The sequence below is a fragment of the Streptomyces odontomachicola genome (genome assembly GCF_039605595.1).
Taxonomy (GTDB): domain Bacteria; phylum Actinomycetota; class Actinomycetes; order Streptomycetales; family Streptomycetaceae; genus Streptomyces.
The window spans coordinates 65343-86919 of sequence record NZ_JBCFOK010000019.1; the positions used below are offsets into that span (position 1 = coordinate 65343).

At 72.0% G+C, this 21577-nt stretch carries 18 protein-coding genes; 7 read left to right on the plus strand and 11 right to left on the minus strand.

Annotated features, from left to right (window positions below; translation table 11 throughout):
• Nucleotides 1-86: 86 nt before the first annotated feature.
• The 4 genes from ABEE00_RS29670 (at nt 87) to glxA (ending at nt 6365) form a co-directional block, all read left to right on the plus strand.
• Nucleotides 87-1205: a winged helix DNA-binding domain-containing protein gene (locus tag ABEE00_RS29670; protein ID WP_345748814.1), complete on the plus strand. Its 1119-nt coding sequence runs from the start codon at nt 87-89 to the stop codon at nt 1203-1205.
• A 49-nt stretch (nt 1206-1254) separates the two neighbouring features.
• On the plus strand, nt 1255-1992 hold the full coding sequence (locus ABEE00_RS29675; protein WP_345748815.1) for a FadR/GntR family transcriptional regulator: 738 nt from the start codon (nt 1255-1257) through the stop codon (nt 1990-1992).
• A 324-nt stretch (nt 1993-2316) separates the two neighbouring features.
• Complete coding sequence (locus ABEE00_RS29680; RefSeq protein WP_345748816.1) at nt 2317-4380, plus strand: glycosyltransferase family 2 protein; 2064 nt, start codon at nt 2317-2319, stop codon at nt 4378-4380.
• Nucleotides 4377-6365 (plus strand): radical copper oxidase GlxA, encoded by a 1989-nt coding sequence (gene glxA / locus ABEE00_RS29685; RefSeq protein WP_345748817.1) that lies wholly within the window; start codon nt 4377-4379, stop codon nt 6363-6365. Before ABEE00_RS29680 ends, glxA begins: the two co-directional genes overlap by 4 nt.
• Nucleotides 6366-6435: 70 nt before the next feature.
• Here the strand turns inward: glxA and ABEE00_RS29690 are convergent, their stop codons facing one another.
• Complete coding sequence (locus ABEE00_RS29690; protein WP_345748818.1) at nt 6436-7494, minus strand: glycoside hydrolase family 6 protein; 1059 nt, start codon at nt 7492-7494, stop codon at nt 6436-6438.
• A gap of 230 nt (nt 7495-7724) precedes the next feature.
• On the opposite strand from ABEE00_RS29690, the gene ABEE00_RS29695 reads away from it, so the two are divergent.
• Nucleotides 7725-8471 (plus strand): ANTAR domain-containing protein, encoded by a 747-nt coding sequence (locus ABEE00_RS29695; protein WP_345748819.1) that lies wholly within the window; start codon nt 7725-7727, stop codon nt 8469-8471.
• A 73-nt stretch (nt 8472-8544) separates the two neighbouring features.
• Nucleotides 8545-9291 (plus strand): ANTAR domain-containing response regulator, encoded by a 747-nt coding sequence (locus ABEE00_RS29700; protein ID WP_345748820.1) that lies wholly within the window; start codon nt 8545-8547, stop codon nt 9289-9291.
• Between the two features lie 289 nt (nt 9292-9580).
• On the opposite strand, the gene ABEE00_RS29705 is transcribed toward ABEE00_RS29700, so the two are convergent.
• From ABEE00_RS29705 to ABEE00_RS29735, 7 genes are all read right to left on the minus strand, one after another.
• Nucleotides 9581-10345: a class F sortase gene (locus ABEE00_RS29705; protein ID WP_345748821.1), complete on the minus strand. Its 765-nt coding sequence runs from the start codon at nt 10343-10345 to the stop codon at nt 9581-9583.
• A gap of 156 nt (nt 10346-10501) precedes the next feature.
• A complete protein-coding gene (locus tag ABEE00_RS29710; RefSeq protein WP_345748822.1) occupies nt 10502-11281 on the minus strand; it encodes an HAD-IIA family hydrolase in 780 nt (259 codons plus the stop codon).
• A gap of 174 nt (nt 11282-11455) precedes the next feature.
• Nucleotides 11456-12526, minus strand: coding sequence for a 2-aminoethylphosphonate ABC transporter substrate-binding protein (locus tag ABEE00_RS29715; protein ID WP_345748823.1), 1071 nt, complete (start codon nt 12524-12526; stop codon nt 11456-11458).
• A 53-nt stretch (nt 12527-12579) separates the two neighbouring features.
• On the minus strand, nt 12580-13416 hold the full coding sequence (locus tag ABEE00_RS29720; protein ID WP_345748824.1) for an ABC transporter permease: 837 nt from the start codon (nt 13414-13416) through the stop codon (nt 12580-12582).
• The gene (locus ABEE00_RS29725; protein WP_345748825.1) at nt 13397-14347 is read right to left on the minus strand and encodes a 2-aminoethylphosphonate ABC transporter permease subunit; all 951 of its coding nucleotides are present in this window, start codon (nt 14345-14347) and stop codon (nt 13397-13399) included. The genes ABEE00_RS29720 and ABEE00_RS29725 overlap by 20 nt, the downstream gene beginning before the upstream one ends.
• The gene (locus tag ABEE00_RS29730) at nt 14340-15422 is read right to left on the minus strand and encodes an ABC transporter ATP-binding protein (protein WP_345748826.1); all 1083 of its coding nucleotides are present in this window, start codon (nt 15420-15422) and stop codon (nt 14340-14342) included. The genes ABEE00_RS29725 and ABEE00_RS29730 overlap by 8 nt, the downstream gene beginning before the upstream one ends.
• A 130-nt stretch (nt 15423-15552) precedes the next feature.
• Nucleotides 15553-16311, minus strand: coding sequence for a GntR family transcriptional regulator (locus ABEE00_RS29735; RefSeq protein WP_345748827.1), 759 nt, complete (start codon nt 16309-16311; stop codon nt 15553-15555).
• A 132-nt stretch (nt 16312-16443) separates the two neighbouring features.
• Between ABEE00_RS29735 and ABEE00_RS29740 the strand changes: the two genes are divergently transcribed.
• Nucleotides 16444-17535, plus strand: coding sequence for a Gfo/Idh/MocA family protein (locus ABEE00_RS29740; RefSeq protein WP_345748828.1), 1092 nt, complete (start codon nt 16444-16446; stop codon nt 17533-17535).
• Nucleotides 17536-18033: 498 nt separating this feature from the next.
• Here ABEE00_RS29740 and ABEE00_RS29745 read toward each other — a convergent pair whose 3' ends face one another.
• From ABEE00_RS29745 to ABEE00_RS29755, 3 genes are all read right to left on the minus strand, one after another.
• Nucleotides 18034-18891 (minus strand): fumarylacetoacetate hydrolase family protein, encoded by an 858-nt coding sequence (locus ABEE00_RS29745; protein WP_345748829.1) that lies wholly within the window; start codon nt 18889-18891, stop codon nt 18034-18036.
• 171 nt (nt 18892-19062) lie between these two features.
• Nucleotides 19063-19911: a class E sortase gene (locus tag ABEE00_RS29750; RefSeq protein ID WP_345748830.1), complete on the minus strand. Its 849-nt coding sequence runs from the start codon at nt 19909-19911 to the stop codon at nt 19063-19065.
• Between the two features lie 118 nt (nt 19912-20029).
• Nucleotides 20030-21433, minus strand: a complete 1404-nt coding sequence (locus tag ABEE00_RS29755; protein WP_345748831.1) for a DUF445 domain-containing protein — start codon at nt 21431-21433, stop codon at nt 20030-20032.
• Nucleotides 21434-21577: the final 144 nt, after the last annotated feature.

Below are 21577 nucleotides of genomic sequence, written 5' to 3' on the forward strand. Positions count from 1 at the left end.
CGACCGGACAGTTCTGACGCAGGACCGGGAGACACGTGCCCCGCTCGGCGTGGCCAAGCGGGGCACGTGTCGGGGAAACTCCCTGCATGTCCCCCGACGTTCTCAGCAGCCGGGCCCTCGGCAGGGCCACCCTGGCGCGCCAACTCCTCACCGAGCGGGCCGAGATGGCACCCCTGGAGGCGATAGAGCACCTGGCGGGGCTCCAGGCCCAGGCGCCGCGCCCGCCCTACTTCGGGCTCTGGTCCAGGCTCGCGGGCTTCCGCCCCGAGCAGCTCTCCGAGCTCCTGCTGGACCGCCGGGCCGTGCGGGCCGGGGTGATGCGCGGCACCGTCCACCTGGTCAGCGCGCGCGACTTCGTACAGCTCAGGCCGCTGACGAAGCCGGTGTACGAGCGTCTCGTGGCGAGCGAGCTGCGGCGCGGGCAGGTCGCCGCCGACCCGCGGGAGGTGGCGGCTGCCGGCCTGGAGCTGCTGCGCCGCGGGCCGCTGACCAGCGCGGAGCTGGGTGAGAAGCTGCGCGGGATGTGGCCCGGCGAGGACCCGTACACGCTCGCCAAGACCGCGTACCGGCTGGCGCCCGTGGTGCAGATCCCGCCGCGCGGGGTGTGGGGAAGGAGCGGCAGGCCCACGTACGACACCGTGGAGCACTGGCTCGGCAGGCCGGTCGCGGTGGAGCCCTGCGTGGAGACCTATGTGCTGCGCTATCTGGGCGCCTTCGGTCCGGCGTCGGCCGCCGACGCGCAGACCTGGTCGGGGCTGACCCGGCTCGGCGAGGTGCTGGAGCGGCTGCGGCCGCAGCTCCGGGTGTTCAGGGACGAGGCGGGGCGCGAGCTGTTCGACCTGCCGGAGGCGCCGCGGCCGGGGCCCGGGCTGCCGGTGCCGGCGCGCTTCGTGGCCGAGTACGACAACCTCGTGCTCTCCCATGCCGACCGCTCCCGGGTCGTACCGGAAGAGACCCGCAAGCGGCTGGCCAGCAAGAACGGGCAGGTTCCCGGCACCTTCCTGCTGGACGGCACGGTGCGCGGCACCTGGAAGCTGACCGAGCGGGGCCACGGCGGCTCGGCGGTGCTGACCGTGTCGCCCTTCGACTGGCTCACCGACGCGCAGGAGCAGGAGCTCGCCGACGAGGGCGAGCGGCTGCTCGCGTTCGCCGTCCCAGGTGACAGGGGCCGCACCGTCAGTTTCACCGCCCCTCCCCGGACGTAGGATGTCCGGAGCCGAGGGAGGGCAGGGCACCGAAGTGAACAACCGGGGCATGGCACGGGAAATCCAGGAGCGGATCAAGAGACTGATCGTGGAACGGAGACTTCCGTCCGGCGCCCCGCTGCCCACCGAGACCGAGCTGATGGACCAGCTCGGCGTCAGCAGGAACTCGGTGCGCGAGGCGCTCAAGGCCCTCCAGGCCATGGGCATCGTGGAGATCCGGCACGGCTTCGGCACCTACGTCGGCACCATGTCGCTCGCGCCGATGATCGAGGGCCTCACCTTCCGCACCGTCGCCGGGCACTACCGCGGCGAGGACAGCCTGCTCCAACTGCTGGAGCTGCGCGAGGCGGTGGAGGGCGGACTGATCGCGCGGCTGGTGGAGGACGCGGGCCGGGAGGCGGACCTCAGCGAGCTGGAGGGGATCGTCGAGCGGATGGGCCAGGAGGCTCGCGACGGGGGCGTGCGGGCCTCCACCGACCGCGCGTTCCATGTCGCGCTCTACCGCGGCCTGGGCAACTCGCTGCTGAGCGAGGTGCTGGACGCGTTCTGGGACGCCTTCCACCGCGTCCGTACGGACCTCGCCGACCTGGGCGAGGACCCGAAGCTCACCTGGCGGCAGCACGCGGAGATACTCGAGGCGGTCCGCGCGGGCGACGCGCCGCGCGCCGAGGCGGCCGTGCGCGAGCACTTCCGCAACATCCGCGCCCGCATCAGCAACTCCTCCGGGAGCGCCGGCCCAGCCTCGGGGAACGCCGGTCCTGCCTCCGGGAGCGAGGGGCCGCGCTAGGCGCTCGCCGGGGGCGTCGGCGTACGCGGTGGGCGTGCGGAACCTCCGCATACATCGCGCCAAGTGATCACACTTCCGTCACAACTTGCCAGGCAATCGGGGCACTTCGCGGGTAACCAGCGCCTTTCCGCCCTTGCGCGACCCCCGTCCTTCGGCGAACCTGCTGATCCACCGCGGGTGTTGGGAAGTCATGGAACCGACAAGCCGGTCTCCACAGTCTCTCCATACGGCGGCCGGCACAGATGCCGCTCCCGGGTCGGGGGGTCCGAGGCCGCGGGTCGCAACGAGCACACGCAGAGCACGCTGCGTGCGGGGGGACGGAGAATGACGCCTACGCCGCGGCCGACCGACCGGCAGCAGCAGCAGCACGACACACCGCGCAACGAGACCACGACCCAACTGCGGGTGCCGCGCGGGCATCTGCGCCAGAGCCTGACGCGTACCGGCGAGACCCTGACCCGCGGCATGCGCCTGTGGCGGCGCGAGGCACTGCCGCGCTACGACTACGAGCACTACAGCCGCCTGGCGGGACCGCTCACCCAGCCGCCCACGGACCGGCCGTACCGCGTGAAGTACCGCAGCCTGCTGGCGGACGAGCCGCACCGAATACGCGCGGCCGTGCTCCTGTGCCTCGCACCGCTCGTCTCGCTGGGCCTGCTGGCCTGGCTGATGCAGCCGCAGCACTGGACCGAGCGGGACGCGGGCTCGGTCTCCGACCTGGTGGTCAAGCTCGACATTGTCATGCTCGTATCGATCGGGCTGATCGAGCTGTTCCGCTGCATGAACGTGATCTCCAACGCGCACGCCACGCTGGTCGCGCGGGACCCGGTGCCCGTCGTCCCCGAGACCGGCACCCGGGTCGCCTTCCTGACCTCGTTCGTGCCCGGCAAGGAGCCGATCGAGATGGTCACCAAGACCCTCGAGGCGGCCGTGCGCATCAGACACCGCGGGCTGCTCCACGTATGGCTCCTGGACGAGGGCGACGACCCCGAGGTCAAGGAGGTCTGCCGGAGACTCGGCGTGCACCACTTCACCCGCAAGGGCGTCCCCGAGTGGAACCGCGCCAAGGGCCCGCACCGCGCCAAGACCAAGCACGGCAACTACAACGCCTGGCTCGCCGCGCACGGCGACGACTACGACTACTTCGCCTCCGTCGACACCGACCACGTGCCGCTGCCCAACTACCTGGAGCGGATGCTCGGTTACTTCCGCGACCCGGACGTCGGCTTCGTCATCGGCCCGCAGGTGTACGGCAACTACGACAACTTCGTGACCAAGGCCGCGGAGAGCCAGCAGTTCCTCTTCCACGCCCTGATCCAGCGCGCCGGGAACCGCTACGAGGCGCCGATGTTCGTCGGCACCAGCAACGCCGTGCGGATCTCCGCGCTCAAGGGCATCGGCGGGCTGTACGACTCGATCACCGAGGACATGGCGACCGGATTCGAGATGCACCGGCACCGCAACCCGCAGACCGGCAAGAAGTGGCGCTCGGTCTACACGCCGGACGTGCTCGCGGTCGGCGAGGGCCCCAACTCCTGGACGGACTTCTTCAGCCAGCAGCTGCGCTGGTCGCGGGGCACCTACGAGACGATCCTCAAGCAGTACGGGAGGGGCCTGTTCACGCTGCCCCCCGGCAAGCTGTTCAACTACACGATGCTGATGATCTTCTACCCGATCTCGGCGCTCAACTGGATCCTCGCCGCGCTGAGCTGCGCCCTCTTCCTGGGCCTCGGCGCGTCCGGCGTGGAGATCGACCCGACGGTGTGGATGGCTCTGTACGGCAACGCCACCGCGCTCCAGATCGGGCTGTACGTGTGGAACCGGCGGCACAACGTCTCCCCCCACGAGCCGGAGGGCTCGGGCGGCCTCGCCGGAATGCTCATGTCGGCGCTGTCGGCGCCGATCTACGCGCGCTCGCTCTTCGACGCGGCGCTGCGGCGCAAGAGCAGGTTCGTGGTGACGCCGAAGGGCGACTCGGCCAGCCCGGACACCCTGTTCGGCACCTTCCGGGTCCATCTGTTCTTCATCGTCATCTTCGGCGGCTCGCTGGGCGGCTCGTTCTACCTGGGCCACGACCACCCCGCGATGCTGACCTGGGCAGCCCTCGCGCTGTTGATCACCGCCGCGCCGATCATCGGCTGGCGGGTCTCCGTACGCAGCGCGAAGAAGGCACGCCGCGCCGAGGCGAAGCAGGCACGGGGCCACGGCGGCGGCGGAAAGCACGGGGGTCGCGGGCCGGAGCCCGCGGAGAACGGGAACAACCACCGCACGGGACCTCAGGCGGGGCCGCACCCGCGCACCGGCGCCTCCGGCACGACCGGCCGGCGGCCGAGCTGGGCGGCACCCGATGAGACCGTTCGATCAGTCCTGGGGGGACGCGAACAATGAGATACCGGCCCAGCCGCCGCACCCGACGGATATCCATCGGGGCGGCGGCCGTGCTCGTGATCGCCGGCTTCAACGGGCCCTGGATATACGGGTTCGCCTCGGAGCAGTACCACGAGTACAAGATCAACAGACCGGAGTACAAGGCGGCCAACGGCCAGTGGCAGACGCTGGACGTGCCCTCCAAGTACAAGATCAACACCATTCACGCGGCGCTGCTCCACACCGGCAAGGTCCTGCTGGTCGCGGGGTCGGGGAACGACGCGAAGCAGTTCAGGGCGAAGACGTTCCGCACCGTCCTGTGGGACCCCGCGAAGAACACGTACAAGAACATCCCCACGCCCAAGGACCTCTTCTGCGCGGGGCACACCCAGCTCCCGGACGGGAAGCTCCTGGTGGCGGGCGGCACCCAGCGCTACGAGAAGCTGGGCGGCGATGTGAAGCGGGCCGGCGGCCTGATGATCCTGCACAACGAGAACCCGGACAGGGCGAAGACCTTGAAGGCGGGCACGGTGTTCACCGGCAAGGAGAACGGCAAGTCCTTCGTCTCCAAGGACCCGGTCATCGTGCCCCGCGCGAAGAAGCAGCCCGACCCGGTGACCGGGCAGGTGAAGGTCACCGCGAGCTATGCGCGGGTGTATGTGGAGGCGACCCGCAAGGGCCGGAACCACCAGACCGGCACCCAGGACAACTACCGGATCAGCGGGCTGCGGGGCGCCGAGAAGCGGAACATCTACGGCATCGCGCAGAAGCTCTCCTTCGACAAGAAGGACTTCCAGGGGATCAAGGACTCCTTCGAGTTCGACCCGGACTCCGAGCGCTATCTGCGGGTCGACCCGATGCACGAGGCGCGCTGGTACCCGACGCTGACCACGCTGGAGGACGGCAAGGTCCTCTCGGTCTCCGGGCTTGACGAGATCGGCCAGGTCGTTCCGGGCAAGAACGAGATCTACGACCCGCAGACCAAGAAGTGGCGCTACCTGCCCAAGAAGCGCTTCTTCCCGACCTACCCGGCGCTGCACCTCACCGACAACAACAAGATCTTCTACTCCGGCGCCAACGCCGGCTACGGGCCGGCCGACCAGGGCCGCACACCGGGCCTCTGGGATCTGCAGACCAACAGGTTTCAGCCGATTCCGGGGATGAGCGACCCGGACGCGCTGGAGACCGCGATGTCGGTGCCGCTGCCGCCCAGCCAGTCGCGGAAGTTCATGGTCCTCGGCGGCGGCGGGGTGGGCGAGTCCAAGAAGTCCACGGCCAAGACCCGCATCGTGGACCTGAACAAGGCCAACCCGCGCTTCAAGGACGGGCCCGACCTGTACGCCAAGGCCCGCTACCCGAGCAGCGTGATCCTGCCCGACGACACGGTGCTCACCACCAACGGCTCGGGCGACTACCGCGGGCGCAGCGACACCAACATCCTGAAGGCCGAGCTGTACGACCCGAAGACCGACAAGAAGCGCCCGGTCGCCGACCCGCTGGTGGGCCGGAACTACCACTCCGGCGCGCTGCTGCTGCCCGACGGCCGGGTGATGACCTTCGGATCCGACTCGCTCTTCGCGGACAAGGACAACACCAAGCCGGGCAAGTTCCAGCAGCAGATCGACATCTACACGCCGCCCTACCTGCACAAGGGCAAGCACCGGCCCGAGCTGAAGGACGACGGGAAGCAGCGCAGGACCGTACGGCTCGGTGGCGAGGTCTCCTTCCGCAGCAAGGACGCCGCCTCCGTGAAGAAGCTCCGGCTCATCCGCCCGAGCTCCTTCACCCACGTCACCAATGTCGAGCAGTCCTCCATCGCGCTGGACTTCAAGCGCAAGGGCGACAAGCTCACCACGACACTGCCCGAGGACCCCTCGCTGGTCCCGCCCGGCTGGTGGATGGTCACGGCGGTGGACGGCAAGGGCATCCCGTCGGAGTCCCTGTGGCTGAAGGTGCCGCGCGCCGTGAACACGACGTCCCCGACGACGATTTCGGGGTCGCCGTAGGGGGCTGAGGACCAAGAAAGTGGGCCGCTCCTCCGCTCGGAGGTGCGGCCCACTTGCCGTATGGCCCGGCCTACTTGGCGTTCTTCGCGAGCCCCAAGGCGTACTGGGGCCACCACTGCCCCGCCTTCGGGCCGCCCTTGCAGGTGCCGTCCGACTCGCCTGGCCGCTTGATCCACAGATACGCGGCGACGGTCTTGTCGTCCGTCTTCACCGTGGGCGCCTCACCGAGCGCGCGCCCCGGCGGGTTGCACCAGGACTCCTCGTCGTGGCCGCCCGCCGGGCCGTTGCCGTTCCGGCTGGTGTCGATCACGAAGGGCTTGTTGCCGATCATCGCGGAGAGCTTCTTGCCGTACGCGGTGTTCGACTGCGTGGTCTGGTAGTTGGAGACGTTCAGCGCGAAGCCGTCCGCCTTGTCGATGCCCGCGCGGTGCAGGGGCTCGACCAGGCCGCCGGGGTCGCGCACCCAGTCGGGGTTGCCCGCGTCCAGGTAGACCTTGGTGTTCTTGAGGCCCTTGACCTTGGTGACGGCCTCGTTCAGCAGCGCGTAGCGCTCCTCGTGGAACTGCTGGGGCGTGCACCCCTCGGCCAGCAGGTGGGGCAGCGCGTCCGGCTCCACGATCACCGTGGCCTCCCGGTCGCCGATGCCCTTGACCACCTTGTCCAGCCACTGGCGGTAGGCGTTCCCGTCCGCCGCTCCGCCCTTGGAGTACTGCCCGCAGTCCCGGTGCGGGAGGTTGTAGAGCACCAGCAGGGCCCCGCGGTCCGCCTTCGCGGCGTCCTCGGTGACCTGCCTGGTCTCCCCCTCCGGGTCCTCGGTGCCCACCCATTCGGCGACCGGCTGCTTCGCGATCTCGTCCATCCGCGCGGCGTCGGCGTCCTTGCCTTCCTTGCGGAAGAGATCGGCGTCCTTCGCCGCGTTGCTGTGCGGATTCACCCAGTACGGGGCGACCGAGCGGGGCCGCTGCGCGACACCGCCGTCATCCCCTCCTCCACCGCCGCCGGAGCCCGAGCACCCGGCCAGGAGCAGTGCGGCCAGGGCTCCCAGCGTTCCGCCGGCGAGCGCTCTTGCGGGGCGTGCTCTTCGACCGCCACCCGGTTTCCCGTCGGCGGCACAGGCGTACTCGTACATCCACTCCCCCCTCCCCGACCATCGTGACACAGCGTTCGCGCACCTCGGGGGCGCTCGGGAACTGTCGAGGACCTGTTACGTGCCGCCCCGTGACGGGGAGGGTGCGGGGAGGCCGCCGTACCGGGGGTACGGCGTAACTGAGCTGCATAAGATGTGCCCAGCGGCCGACGTGGTGGCCCAGGAGCCATGCGGGACCGCGCCCGACCCGGGACGACCTCATGGAGGAGGGTTTGGTCAGTGCCGACTTGGCTGCCGTCCTCAACGAGCTGACGGCCCGTCCGGGCCTTCCGCTCTCCCCTGAGGCCGTGCGCCGCACGTGCAGCGCGCTCGGCGTGGACGGCGCCGCGGTCACCCTCGCGCACAGCGGGCCGCCGCCCGGCGAGCTGTTGTGGGCCTCCGGCGAGACGGCGGAGCGCCTGGAGGAGCTCCAGTTCACGCTGGGTGTGGGCCCGGGCGTGGACACCGTGGCGAGCGGGGCGCTGGTGCTGGAGCCCGAGCTGCGCGAAGTGCCGGCCGACCGGTGGCCCGGCTTCCCGTCCGCGGCCGAACAACTGGGGGTGCGCGCCGTTTTCGGCCTCCCGCTGCGCATTGGCGCAATCCGGACGGGGGTACTGCTGCTCTGCCGCGCGACCCCTGGCAGGCTGTCCGACGACGCACTGGCCCAGGCTCAGGTACTCGCCAGCGCGCTGACGCTCGCTCTGCTGGGCATACCGCGGGAGGGGGCGCACCCGGTGGCGGGCGGCCGGCTCGCCGATGTGGACTGGGTCGCCGAGCGGGCCGCGCTGCGGCGTGCCGAGGTGCACCAGGCGACCGGCATGGTGTCGGTGCAGCTCGGTGTCGGCCCCGAGCTCGCCCTGCTGCGGCTGCGCGTGCACGCGTACGCGCGCGGGCTCCCGCTGCTGGAGGTGGCGCGGGATGTGGTGGCCAGGAAGCTGCGTCTGACGGACGACGAGGACGGCGAGAGGGGTTCGACGTGAGGTGCGGAGCAGGGGGACGCGGCGCAGTGCGGGTCCGCCGTACGGACACGGAAGCGTGACCGGCGTGGGCGGCATGAGCCGCGAACAGCGGCTCGCCGACGTCTTCGTCGAGCTCGCCGACAGCCTGGTGGACGACTTCGACGTGGTGGAGTACCTGCACAGGCTCGCGGAGCGCTGCGTCGAGCTGCTCCAGGTGGGCGCGGCCGGGCTGGTGCTGACGGACGCCCAGGGCGAGCTGCACACCGCCGCCGCCTCCGAGGAGTCGCCCACGCTGCTCGGGCTGCTCGACCTCCAGCAGGAGAGCGGGCCCTGCCGCGAGTGCTGCCGCACCGCCGCTCCCGTACCGCCGGAGAACCTGGCCGAAGTCGCCGGGCGCTGGCCGGAGTTCGCCGCCGCCGGGCAGGCCGCGGGGTACGCCTCCTCCTACACCGTGCCGCTGCGGCTGCGCGAGGACGTGATCGGCGCGCTGCACCTGCTCAGCGCGGTGCCGGTGAACGAGCGGGAGCGGGACGACGCGGGGATCGCGCAGGCGCTGGCCGACGCGGCGACGGTGGGCATCGTGCAGCAGCGCACCCGCAGGCAGCGCGAGCTCCTCGCCGAGCAGCTCCAGACGGCGCTGGACAGCAGGGTCGTGGTGGAGCAGGCCAAGGGCGTGCTGGCCGAGCGGCGGGGCATCTCGGTGGACGAGAGCTTCGCGATACTGCGCCGCTACGCGCGCTCTCAGCGCCTCCGCCTCTCCGACGTGGCCCGGCGGGTGGTCGAGCGCCGCCCGCTGGAGGGCCTGGACGGCGCGCCGGAGCGCCCGTCCCGTACGACGTGAGCGGTCTGCGCGCGGCGGTCCGGCCGTACGGCGTGAGCGGGACCGGCGAGTGGCCGGAATCCGCAGTTCCCCGGGATGCGCCGCTGTCGAAGGCGACGCGCCCGGCCTAGGCTGACCCCAAGGCCCCAGACCCTGGCCCCCGTTCGACCCCTCCCTCCCGGGCTCCAACTCCTCTCGCGGCCCGGGGGCTACGAGGGGTTGAGACGCCCGGCCGGGGTCCCCGCTATGCAAGGGGGGAGCGGACGCCGGCCGGGCGTCCATCCCTGTCCGCAGGGGCAGGCCGTCCGCGCTAGCCGGGGCGGGAGCCGGTGAGGTAGGCGGACACCACGGTGCGCGCGGCGCAGCGCGGCTTTCCGCCGCTGCCCTCGCCCGGCACCTCCTCGGGGGTCAGTCGGCAGATGGAGAGCCGCAGTTGGGCACTCCGCGGCTGCTGCCCCTGCTGTTGCCGTGTCGGCTGTGTCTGCTGTTTCCGGCCGACGCCGCCACCCGCGCCCTCCTCGGCGCTCCCGCCCGCCTCCGTCGCGCCCGACCACCGCGCGGCCCGCGCCCCCGAGACGGTGAACTCAGCGACCGACCCGTCGGCGCGGCCCACGTACAACCTGGACCCCCGTTCCGGGCTGCCGTCCCCGTATCCGGCCGTCCTGATCCACAGCCGGGCCGCCCCGCCGGCGCCGGGCACGGGGCCCCGCGCGTCCCAGCGCACCGGGCCCATCCGCGGGTCGGGCGGCGGGGCGCCGTCCGCGTGCTGCGCGGCCTCCGAGGCCCTGCCGCCGCCGCGCTCCACGACCGGCGCGTGCAGGCCGAGCGCGGGGAGATCGAGGCGGCGCGGCTGCGGCGCGCCCTCCAGCGGGTCGTGCGCCGGGGGCATCGGGGGCCGCTCGGCCGCGAGCCGCGCGAACGGCGTGTCCTCCCCCGCGGCGCCGTCGGGACTGCTGGCGCCGTCGGTCAGGGTGTACGCCCACGCCCACAGCGCGAGCAGCAGGAGCAGCCAGGCCGCGGCCGCGATCAGGCGGCCGCGCCCCGTGGTGCGCGGCATGGAGTCATCGGCGTACACAGCCCGACCATCGCGGCACGGGGCGCGCCGCGCATCCGCAGGGGCGGGGCGGCTACTCCGTACGGACTGACGGGGCGTCAGTCGCCCTGGGCCCCGCGGCCGGTGCGCCGGTCTCGTACGGCTCGGATCCGTAAGGCTCGGACCCGTACGGCCTGCTCAGACCCGCTCGACCAGGTCGGCGATGGAGTCGACGACGGTCGTGGGGCGGTACGGGTAGCGCTCGATCTCCTCGGGGCGGGTCAGGCCGGTGAGCACCAGGAAGGTCTCCAGGCCCGCCTCCATGCCGGCCCGCACGTCGGTGTCCATCCGGTCGCCGATCATCGCGGTGGTCTCGGAGTGCGCGCCGATCGCGTTCAGGCCCGCGCGCATCATCAGCGGGTTGGGCTTGCCGACGAAGTACGGGTCCTGGCCCGTGGCCCGGGTGATCAGCGCGGCGACCGACCCCGTGGCCGGGAGCGCGCCCTCGGTCGAGGGCCCCGTCTCGTCGGGGTTGGTGGCGATGAACCTGGCGCCGTTGTTGATCAGGCGGATGGCCTTGGTCAGCGACTCGAAGCTGTAGGTGCGGGTCTCGCCCAGCACCACGTAGTCCGGCTCGACGTCGGAGAGTACGTACCCGATGTCGTGCAGCGCCGTGGTCAGGCCCGCCTCGCCGATGACGTACGCGGTGCCGCCGGGGCGCTGGTCGTCCAGGAACTGCGCGGTCGCCAGCGCCGAGGTCCAGATGCTCTCCACCGGGACGTCCAGGCCGATGCGGCCGAGGCGGGCGTGCAGGTCGCGCGGGGTGTACATCGAGTTGTTGGTCAGCACCAGGAAAGGACGCCCGGACTCCTTGAGCCGCTTGATGAAGGAGTCGGCTCCCGCGACCGGGACGCCCTCGTGCATGAGGACACCGTCCATGTCGGTGAGCCAGGACTCGATCGGCTTGCGCTCTGCCACGGAAACGGCTCCTGCGGTGATCGCTGCGGAGGCCCGGAACCTCGGGGTCCGGACCGCGGCCGGTGGGCCCGGCCGCCGCGTTCAGCGTAACCGCAGCGGCCGGGGGCGTGCGCCCCCTGCGCACCGCCCGTACCCACCGGGACCTGGCGTCCCGGGTGACGGTCGCGGCCGGGCTCAGCTCCCGGTCGCCGACTTCCACGCGCCGATGTAGGAGTTCAGGTTCCCGGCCACGGTCGGCCAGTCCGGCTTGAAGACCTGCACGCCCTTCATGATCTTCTCCAGCTCCTCGGCCTCCTTGCCCTCCGGCTTCACATCGCCGCGTGCAGGGAAGCCCTTGCCGACCGAGGTGGCCTGCTCCTGCGCCTTCTCGCCGAGCAGGAAGTCCAGCAGCTTCTTGCCGTTCTCCGCGTTCTTCGAGCCCTTGACCAGCCCGCCCGCGTACGGGAGCGCGAAGGTGGAGGGCTTGTCGGCCTTCTTGGTCGCGGGGAAGAAGATGCCGACGTTCGGCATGTTCTTCTGCTGCGCGTAGTTCATCTGCACATCGCCGTTGGCGACGGTCAGCTCGCCCTTGTCGACCTTGGGGCCGAGCTTGCTGGTGGAGGAGGACGGGCCGACGTTGTTCTTCTGGAGCTTGGCGAAGTAGTCCATGGCGGGCTTCTGGCCGCCCAGGTCGTGCATGGCCTTGACCACCATGGCGGTGCCGTCGCCCGCGACGCCGGGGGTGGAGTACTGGAGCTTGCCCTTGTACTTCGGCGAGAGCAGGTCGTTCCAGGTGGCCGGGGGCCGCGGCACCTCCTTGGTGTTGTGGATGAAGCCGAAGTAGTTCTTGACCAGGCTGGTCCAGGTGCCGTTCGGCGACTTGTCCTCGCCGGCCACCTTGTCCGCGCCCTTGGGGCGGTACTTCTGGAGCAGGCCCTGGCTGTCGGCCTGCTGGATGAACGGCGGCAGCGTCACCATCACGTCGGCCTGCGGGTTGTTCTTCTCCCGCACGGCGCGCTGCACCATCTCGCCCGAGCCGCCCTCGACGTACTTGACCTTGATGCCGGTCTGCTTCTCGAACGCCTTGAACTGCTGGTCGTACCAGCCGTCCCCGTTCTCGCCCTTGAGCCCGTCGGCGCTGTAGACGGTGACGGTCTCGCCGTCCTCGGCGGCCGTTCCGGTGCCGCCGCACCCGCTGAGCGCGACCGTCATCGCGAGCGAGCCGAGGGTCGCGGTGGTGAGCGTGAGTCGAGAGTGACGGGACATGGCAGAACTGCTCCTGTGGTTGCGGGAGTTGTGGCAGGCGGCGCGGGCGCCGTTCAGCGGTAGGACGCCCTCGTACGGATGCGGGACACGGCGAGCAGCACCAGCAGCGTGGTGGCCATCAGCACCACCGCGATCGCGGAGCCGGAGAACAGCGAGCCCCGGTCGGTCGCGGCGAAGATCTGCACCGGCAGCGGCATCCAGTCCGGCGGATAGAGCATCATCGTGGCGCTCAGCTCGCCCATGGACAGCGCGAAGCAGAGCCCGGCCGCCGCGTTCAGCGAGGGCAGCAGCAGCGGGAGCTTGACCCGCCACAGCACGTACGAGGGCCGGGCGCCCAGCGAGGCCGCTGCCTGCTCGTACGCCGGGTCCAGGCGCTTGACCGCGGCCGAGACGGACTGGAACGCGAAGGCGGTGACCAGCACCGTGTGCGCGAGGATCACGATCCAGCGGGTGCCGTTGAGCAGCACGGGCGGCTTGCTGTAGGCGACCAGGACGGCGAGGCCGACGACGACCGAGGGCACCGCGACGGGCAGCATGAACAGGGCGTCCAGCAGCCGCCGTACGCCCCCAAGCTCTCGGCTCCGCTCGAGCAGGGGGTGCCCCCTTCGACCGAGGGCGGAGGCGGCGAGCGCGGCCCAGGTGCCGAGGGTCAGCGCGACGGCGCTGGCGGCGAGCGCGGTCTGGAGGCTCACGCCGAGCGCGGCCAGCGACTCGCCGCGGGTGGCGGCCGCGTAGTTGCCTGTGGTGAGGCCGGAGGGGAAGGCGCCGCTCCAGTTCGTGGCGAACGAGGCGACCGCGATGACCAGCAGCGGGGCGGCGAAGACGGGCACGAAGAGGACCGCGAAGAGCGCCCAGGCGGTCCAGCGGCCCTTACGGCTGTGTACGAGCACGGAGGCCGTTCCTCCCTCGGGTGGTGCGTGAAGTGCCCGGCCGTGACGGGCCGTTGGCGGCGCGCGCCGTGACCGCGCGGTAGAGCGCGTACAGGCCCACCGAGATGACCACGTTGACCGAGGCCACCACGCAGGCCGCGGTGTAGTCGGATTCGAGGATCGCCTTGCTGTAGACGAGCATCGGCAGCGTGACCACGTCCTTCGCGCCGGTGAAGAGCACGATGGCGAACTCGTTCAGGCACAGCACCAGCACGAGGCTGCCGCCCGCCATCAGCGCCGGGTACGCCTCGGGGAGGATCACCTTCCGCACGATCCGCAGCGGCCTGGCGCCCAGCGAGGAGGCGACCTCCAGCTGGCCGGTCTCCAGCTGCGAGAAGGCGGCCAGCAGCGGCCGCATCACGAAGGGCGTGAAGTACGTGATCTCCGCGAGCAGCACGCCCCAGGGCGTGGTCAGGAAGTCGAACGGGCCCCGCTCGGCGCCCGTCACGTCCGTCCACACCCCGTTGGCCATGCCGACCGTCCCGTAGAGGAACAGCAGCGCGAGGGTGATCAGGAAGGACGGGAAGGAGAGGAAGACGTCGATGAAGCGGGAGACCGCGCGGCTGCCGGGGAAGGGCACGAAGGCCACGATCAGCGCCAGTACGAAGCCGAGCACCAGGCATCCGGCGGTGGCCCCCACGGCGATCAGCACGGTGGTGCCCAGCGCCTCGCGGAAGGCGTCGGAGGCGAACACCTCGGCGTACGGCGCGAGCGAGAGCCCGCCGCCCTCGGGCGTGAAGGACTGCAGGAAGACCAGCGCCAGGGGATAGAGGAAGAGCACGGCCAGCACCGCGACGGGCGGCAGCGCCCACAGCGGCGAGGGGCCGCGCCGGGTACGCGCGGGTGCGCTCGGGCGGGCCGTGCTGCCCGCGCCTATGGCCGCCTCAGTCATGGATGAGCACCCCGTCCTCGGCCGCGAAGGACAGCGCGATCTCCTCGCCCAGGGCCGGGGGTTCGCGCAGCTCGCGCACCTCGGCGCTCACCTCGTGGCCCTCCACGGTGGCGGTCACCCTGTGGGTCGCGCCGCGCCACTGGAGGCCCGTGACGGTGCCGCGCAGGGTGTTGGGCCCGTGGTCGCCGAGGGACAGCAGGTGCGGGCGCACGCAGAGGGTGGCCTTGGCGTCCTTCTCCACCGGGCGCCCCTCGGCCCGCAGTTCGGCGCCGCCGAACCGTACGCCGCCGTCCTCGCCCGCAGTCACCGGCAGCAGATTCGCGCTGCCCACGAACGAGGCGGTGAACCGCCCCGCCGGCGCGCGGTACAGCCGCTGCGGGGTGCCCACGTCCTGGAGCCGCGCGCTGTCCATCACCGCGATGCGGTCGGCGAGGGTGAGGGCCTCCACCTGGTCGTGGGTGACGTAGAGGATCGAGACGTCGGGCAGCTCGCGGTGCAGCCGCTCCAGTTCGGCCAGCATCCCGGAGCGCAGCCGCGCGTCCAGCGCGGACAGCGGCTCGTCGAGGAGCAGCACGTCGGGGCGTACGGCCAGGGCGCGGGCGATCGCCACGCGCTGCTGCTGACCGCCGGACAGCTCGCGCGGGTGGCGCTTGGCGTACCCGCTCATCCCGGTCATCTCCAGCGCGTCGGCGACCCGTTGGGAGATCTCGGCGCGCGGGACCTTCTGCGCCTTCAGGCCGAAGGCGACGTTCTCCTCGACGCGCATGTGCGGGAAGAGCGCGTACTGCTGGACGACCATGCCCACGCCGCGCTTGTGCGGCGGCAGGTCCGTGACGTCCTTGCCGCCCAGCCAGACCCGTCCGCTGCTGGGCCGCACGAAGCCGGCGACCGCGCGCAGCGCCGTGGTCTTGCCCGAGCCCGAGGGGCCGAGCAGCGCCATGACCTCGCCCGGCTCGACGGCCAGGTCGAAGCCGTCCAGGACGACGGTGCCGCCGTAGGCGACGGTGACCTCGTCGAAGCGTATGCCCGCTGCCGCGCCGGACCCGGCCTCCGGCGGGGGTGCCTTGTCTCGCATGCCGTGAACACTGGCCGCCGGGCGTGTACCGCACGGGGCCCCGCGGCGAATCGCGGGTTAACTGACCGCCAAACCTGGCCCAGACCCGTTATCGGCCCGTTATAAAGTGCCAACGGCCGGACAGTGTCCGTTACTTCCGGTCGGACAGCCGGGTCGAGAAGGAGAAGCGGTCGCCGCGGTAGAGGCTCCGCACCCGCTCCAGGGGCCGGCCCGCGGTGTCCCTGGACAGCCGGTGGATGAGCAGCATCGGCAGTCCGGGCGGGGTGCCGACGAGCAGCGCCTCGCGGGGTGTGGCCAGCACCGTCTCCAGCCGCTCGTCCGCGTCGCCGGAGCGGATGCCGACGCGTTCGCTCAGGTAGGCGTAGAAGGAGGAGTCCGGGTCGAAGTCGCGGTCGAGATCCGGTACGCGCTCGACGGCGATGTACGTGCTCTCCAGACCCACCCGCTCGTCGTCAGCGAGGAGCACGCGCTCCATGTGCCAGACGGGGGTGCCGCGTTCGACGTTCAGCTCGGCCGCGAGGCGTGCGGGGCAGGGGTGCCGGTCGAGGCCGATGAGGTTCCGCCCCGGGACCCTGCCCTGGCGCCGTACGCCCTCCGTGTAGCTGGCCAGCGACAGCGGCTGCTCCAGCTTGGGGCCCGCCACCACGGTGCCGCGGCCCGAGCGGCGCAGCCGCCCCTCCAGGTGCAGTTCGCGCAGGGCCTGCCGGACGGTCTCCCTGGACACCTCGTAGCGCACCGCGAGTTCGCGCTCTGTGGGCAGCGCGCCGCCCTCGCCCAGCTCGTCGAGGAGCGGCACGAGGCGCGCCTTCACCGCGTAGTACTTGGGCACCCTGCCGTGTTCGGGAATGCCTTCGCGCACCGGGGCGCCGCTGTCGTACGGAATCTCCACCTCGGCATCCTCGCAGGCGGCGGCGCGGTCGCAGGAGCGCGGCCGGAGGGCGGGCGGAGTGCCGGCGGCCGGCGGGACGCGGCTTTGGCCGGGCGGCGGGCGGACCGGTCGGTACGGTCCCGCTCTGCCAAAATGACCGGCATGGACGCTGCGACTCCCCCCACGGGCCCCTTCCGGGTCGGCCTCATCGGCTACGGCCTCGCCGGTTCCGTCTTCCACGCCCCGCTGATCGCCGCGACCGACGGCCTCGTGCTGGACACGGTCGTCACCTCCAACCCGGAGCGCCAGGCGCAGGCGCGCGCCGAGCACGGCGAGGGGCTGAGCACCGTGGCGGGCCCCGACGAGCTCTTCGCGCTCGCGGGCGAGCTGGACCTCGTGGTGATCGCCTCGCCGAACAAGACCCACGTCGCGCTCGCCCGGCAGGCGCTGGAGGCGGGGCTCCCGGTCGTGGTCGACAAGCCGCTGGCCGGTACGGCGGCCGAGGCGGAGGCCCTGTCCGCGATCGCCCAGGAGCGCGGGCTGCTGCTCTCGGTCTTCCAGAACCGCCGCTGGGACAACGACTTCCGCACCCTGTACGCGCTGCTCGCCAAGGGCGCGCTGGGCGAGCGGGTCTGGCGCTTCGAGTCCCGCTTCGAGCGGTGGCGGCCGAAGCCGAAGGGCGGCTGGCGCGAGTCCGGCGATCCGGAGGAGATCGGCGGGCTGCTGTACGACCTGGGCGCGCACGTGGTCGACCAGGCGCTCACGCTCTTCGGTCCGGTGCTGTCCGTGTACGCGGAGTCCGACGTCCGCCGCCCCGGGGCCGAGGCCGACGACGACACGTTCATCGCCCTCACCCACGTCGGCGGGGTCCGCTCGCACCTGTGGATGAGCGCGACGGCAGCGCAGCCGGGGCCGCGCTTCCGGGTGCTGGGGAGCGAGGCGGCGTACGTGAAGTACGGGCTCGATCCGCAGGAGGCGGCGCTGCGGGCCGGCGAGCGGCCCTCGCCCGACCTGCCGTGGGGTGTCGAGCCGGAGTCCGCGTGGGGGACGCTGGGCGCCCTGGACGATCTCCGCCCGGTCCCGACGGTGGACGGCGACTACCCCGCCTACTACGCGGAGATCGCCACGTCCCTCCGCGAGGGCACGCCCCCGCCGGTCACGGCGTCAGAGGCAGCAGCGACGCTCCGAGTCCTGGAGGCGGCCCGGACCTCGGCCCGAGAACACCGAGCAATCCCCTTGGGCTAGCCGCTTCCCCACTGAGGTGTGGGCACTGCGCGCCGCCGAATCTCGCCTCCTACGGAGGTGTGGGCGTGCGTTCCGCCACCTCCCCCACCCTGACGCGGATGGCTGCGCCACGCTTCCCCGCTCGGAGGTGTGGGCGGTCGCTCCGCAGGACCTCCTACGGAGGTGTGGGCGTGCGTTCCTCCCCCAGCTACCGCTGGGAGGTGCCCCCTGGGGCGGAACGGGCGGGCACACCGGAACCGCCAGCCGCGAGGCCGACCCCACCCCCGCACCCAGGTCCCGCGCTCGGCGCGGGCGTTCACGGGGCTGCGCCCCGAACCCCCGTTGGCAACGTGGTTGCGCGGGTGCGGGGGCTGCGGTCCGGTTGTGCCCACCCGTTCCGCCCCAGCGGAACGAATGCCCACAACCTCGTACGGGAGCGGTAGCCCGCAACCTCGTATCGGGAGCGGAGGGGGGAAGGGGAACGGGGCGGCCGCTCCGGAGCCGCCGCCCCGCGCAACATCACGCCTGCTTCAACGGCTGGCGTTGGCGGCCCAAGCCGTCTATCTCCAGCTCCATCACGTCGCCGGGACGCAGATACGGCTTGGGCTCGGCCATGCCCTGGGCCACCCCCGCCGGCGTACCGGTGTTGATCACGTCGCCGGGATACAGCGTCATGAAGTGCGAGACATACCGCACCACTTCGGCCACCCCGAAGATCTGCTCAGCGGTCGACCCGTTCTGCCGCAGCTCCCCGTTCACCCACAGCCGCATGCCCAGCGCCTGCGGATCCGGCACCTCGTCCGCTGTGACCAGCCACGGCCCCAGCGGGTTGAAGGTCTCGCAGTTCTTGCCCTTGTCCCACTGCCCCCCGCGCTCGATCTGGAACTCGCGCTCGGACACGTCGTTGGCCACCGCGTACCCGGCCACGGCCGAGAGCGCCTGCTCGTGCCCCTCCAGATAGCGCGCCGTACGGCCGATGACGACGGCGAGTTCGACCTCCCAGTCGGTCTTCTCGCTGGCCCGCGGGATCAGCACCGTGTCATCGGGCCCGACCACCGTGTCCGGCGCCTTCATGAAGATGATCGGCTCCTGCGGCAGCGCGGCGCCGGTCTCCCGCGCGTGGTCGTGGTAATTGAGGCCGATGCACACGACCTTGCCGATGTCCGCGACGGGCGGCCCGACGCGCAGCCCCGCGGGGTCGAGGGCGGGCAGCGTCCCCCCGCGCGCGGCCTCCCGTATCCGGCCGAGCGCGGCCTCGTCGGACAGCAGGTCGCCGTCGACGTCCCGCACCAGACCTTCGAGGCCGCGCAGCACGCCCCCCTCGTCGAGCAGCGCCGGGCGTTCCGCCCCCACCGTTCCGACACGCAGCAGCTTCACGATCAACTCCCGTGGTCGAGGACTACCGGCAGGGACGGCCACCGGAAGAGCTGTTCGATCCTCCAAGAGCGGGTGGGGCCCGACAAGACCCCGTTCACCTGCTGGACGTTAACTCGCAGGTAGCCCCGAGACCCGATCCCGGCCCCAGTCCAGACCCAGCCCGACGCACCCCTAACGCGGCCGCGCGCTCACCAGCTCGCCCCACACCACCAGCCGGTACCGCGAGGTGAACTCCGGCGTACACGTCGTCAGCGTCACGTAATACCCGGACCCCGACATCCGGTGCCCGGGGTGGACGCTGCTGTACGGACGGGAGTCGAGCACCGTGCCGTCCCCGGGCGTGGTCTCGGGGATCGTGCGGCGCACCGCGTACACATAGCGCCCCTTACGGGTCTCCACCTCGATCCGGTCGCCGGTCCGCAGCCTGTTGATGTAGCGGAACGGCTCGCCGTGCGTGTTGCGGTGCCCCGCGACCCCGAAGTTGCCGGGCTCCCCCGGGTCGGCGGTGGCCGGATAGTGGCCGATATAGCCCCTGTTGAGCACCGCGGCCTTGCTGACGCCCTCGGCCACCGGCGCCGTCACCCCCAGCTTGGGGATGCGCATCACCGCGTACGCGTCCTCCCAGCCCGGCCGCTGCGTACGGGCCCCGGCGCCGCCCTCCTGCGGGGCGCCCTCCCGCTGCCGTCCGCCATCGCCAGCGACCGCGTCCTGACCGCCCTCCCCGGACGACCCGGAAGAACCATCGGAAGCCCCGCCGCCGTCCGAAGTGCCGGACGGGTCCTGCGACGTGGAGGCCCCCGGCCGCTCCCACTGCTGCCGCAGCTCGTCGACCTTGTGCCGCGCGTCCGCCTCCGCCTGCCTGTTGGTCCACCAGAGCTGGTGCACCACGAGCAGCAGGACCACCAACCCGCAGGTCACCGCCGCTTCGGCAGTGCCCCACAGAACCCGCGCACGCCATGTGCCCGCGCCACGCCCGTACGAGCGCCCGCGCCGCCCCTGCACCACCACCCGGTCCCGCATCGCGGGCACCCTAGGCCCGCGCGCTTGCGATGACCATGCTCATGCGGCCGAAAGCTCAAGGGGCCGGAAATCGGCGGGAGTCGGTGGCGGGTCCGGGGCAACCCGGGGCGCGAAGCGGCTACGCGCCCAGCAGATGGGCCACCGTGTAGATCGCCAGCCCCGCGAGCGAGCCGACCACCGTGCCGTTGATCCGGATGAACTGGAGGTCACGCCCGATATGCGCCTCGATCTTGCGCGAGGTGTGCTCCGCGTCCCAGCCGGCGACGGTCTCGCTGATCAGCGAGGTGATCTCGTACTGGTACGTGGTCACCACGTGCACCGCGGCGCCCTCGACCCAGCCGTCCACCTTGCCCTGCAGCCGCGCGTCGTCGGCCATCCTGCGGCCCAGCGAGAGCAGCGCGTTGCGCGCCCGTACGCGCAGCTCGCTGTGCTCGTCCTCGGCGGCGGCCACCAGCATCGCGCGCACCGCGTTCCAGGCGGAGGCGATCAGGTCCTGCACCTCGCCGCGCCGCAGCACCTCGCTCTTGAGCCGCTCGACGCGCTCCCGGGTCTCCGGGTCGTTCTGCAGGTCCGAGGCGAAGTCGGTGAGGAAGCGGTCGAGCGCGCCGCGCGCCGGGTGCTCGGGCATGTCCCGCATCTCCGTGACGAAGCGCATCAGTTCGCGGTAGACCCGCTCGCCGACCTTGCGGTCCACGAAGCGCGGGGTCCAGCCGGGCGCGCCGCCGGCGACCGCGTTCATCACCGAGTCGTTGTGCTCCTCCAGCCAGTCGTGGGCCCGCGCGCACACCAGGTCCACCACCCGCCGGTGGCCGCCGTCCGCGACGACCTTCGCCAGCATGGTGCCGAGCCCCGGCGCGATCTCCTTCGCGTCGGCGCGGCGCGTGACGGCCTCGCCGACCACCGCCTGCACGTCCTCGTCCCGCAGCACGGCCAGCGCGCCGCGCAGCGCGGTGGCCAGCTCGGCGGTCACCCGGTCCGCGTGCTCGGGCTCGGCGAGCCAGGCGCCCAGCCTGCTGCCGATGCCCACGGCCCGCAGCCTGGTCCGCACGACGTCCTCGGACAGGAAGTTCTCCCCGACGAAGTCGCCGAGGCTCTGGCCGAGCTGGTCCTTCTTCTTCGGGATGATCGCGGTGTGCGGGATCGGCAGCCCCAGCGGATGCCGGAAGAGCGCCGTCACCGCGAACCAGTCGGCCAGCGCGCCGACCATCCCCGCCTCGGCCGCGGCCGCCACATACCCCGTCCACGCACCGGCGCCCGCGTGCTCGGCCCAGGTGGCCAGCACGAAGACGGTCGCCATGAGCAGCAGCGCCCCGGTGGCGATCGTCTTCATCCGCCGTACGCCGCGCCGCCGCTCCTCGTCGGCCGCGCTGAAGGCGACCGGGGAACGGGTGCCCCGTACGGGTCCGCGGGGGGAACCCCCACCGGGTTCACCTCCCGGATGCCCGGTCTTCGCTCCGCTTGTGATTGCCCTCACCCGGGCATCCTTTTCCGCGGTGCGTTCACCCTGGTTTGTCCGATCCATCCCGCTCCACCGTCCGCCCGTTCCTGCCTACAGTGTCCCAAGCCGCCGCAGGGAGGGAACGCCCGACGGCCTCCCGGCGTCTGTCTGTCCGGGCGACGCAGCCGTCGCCGGTCCCGGGCCCCCGTCCCCCTCCGAAGAGGCGGG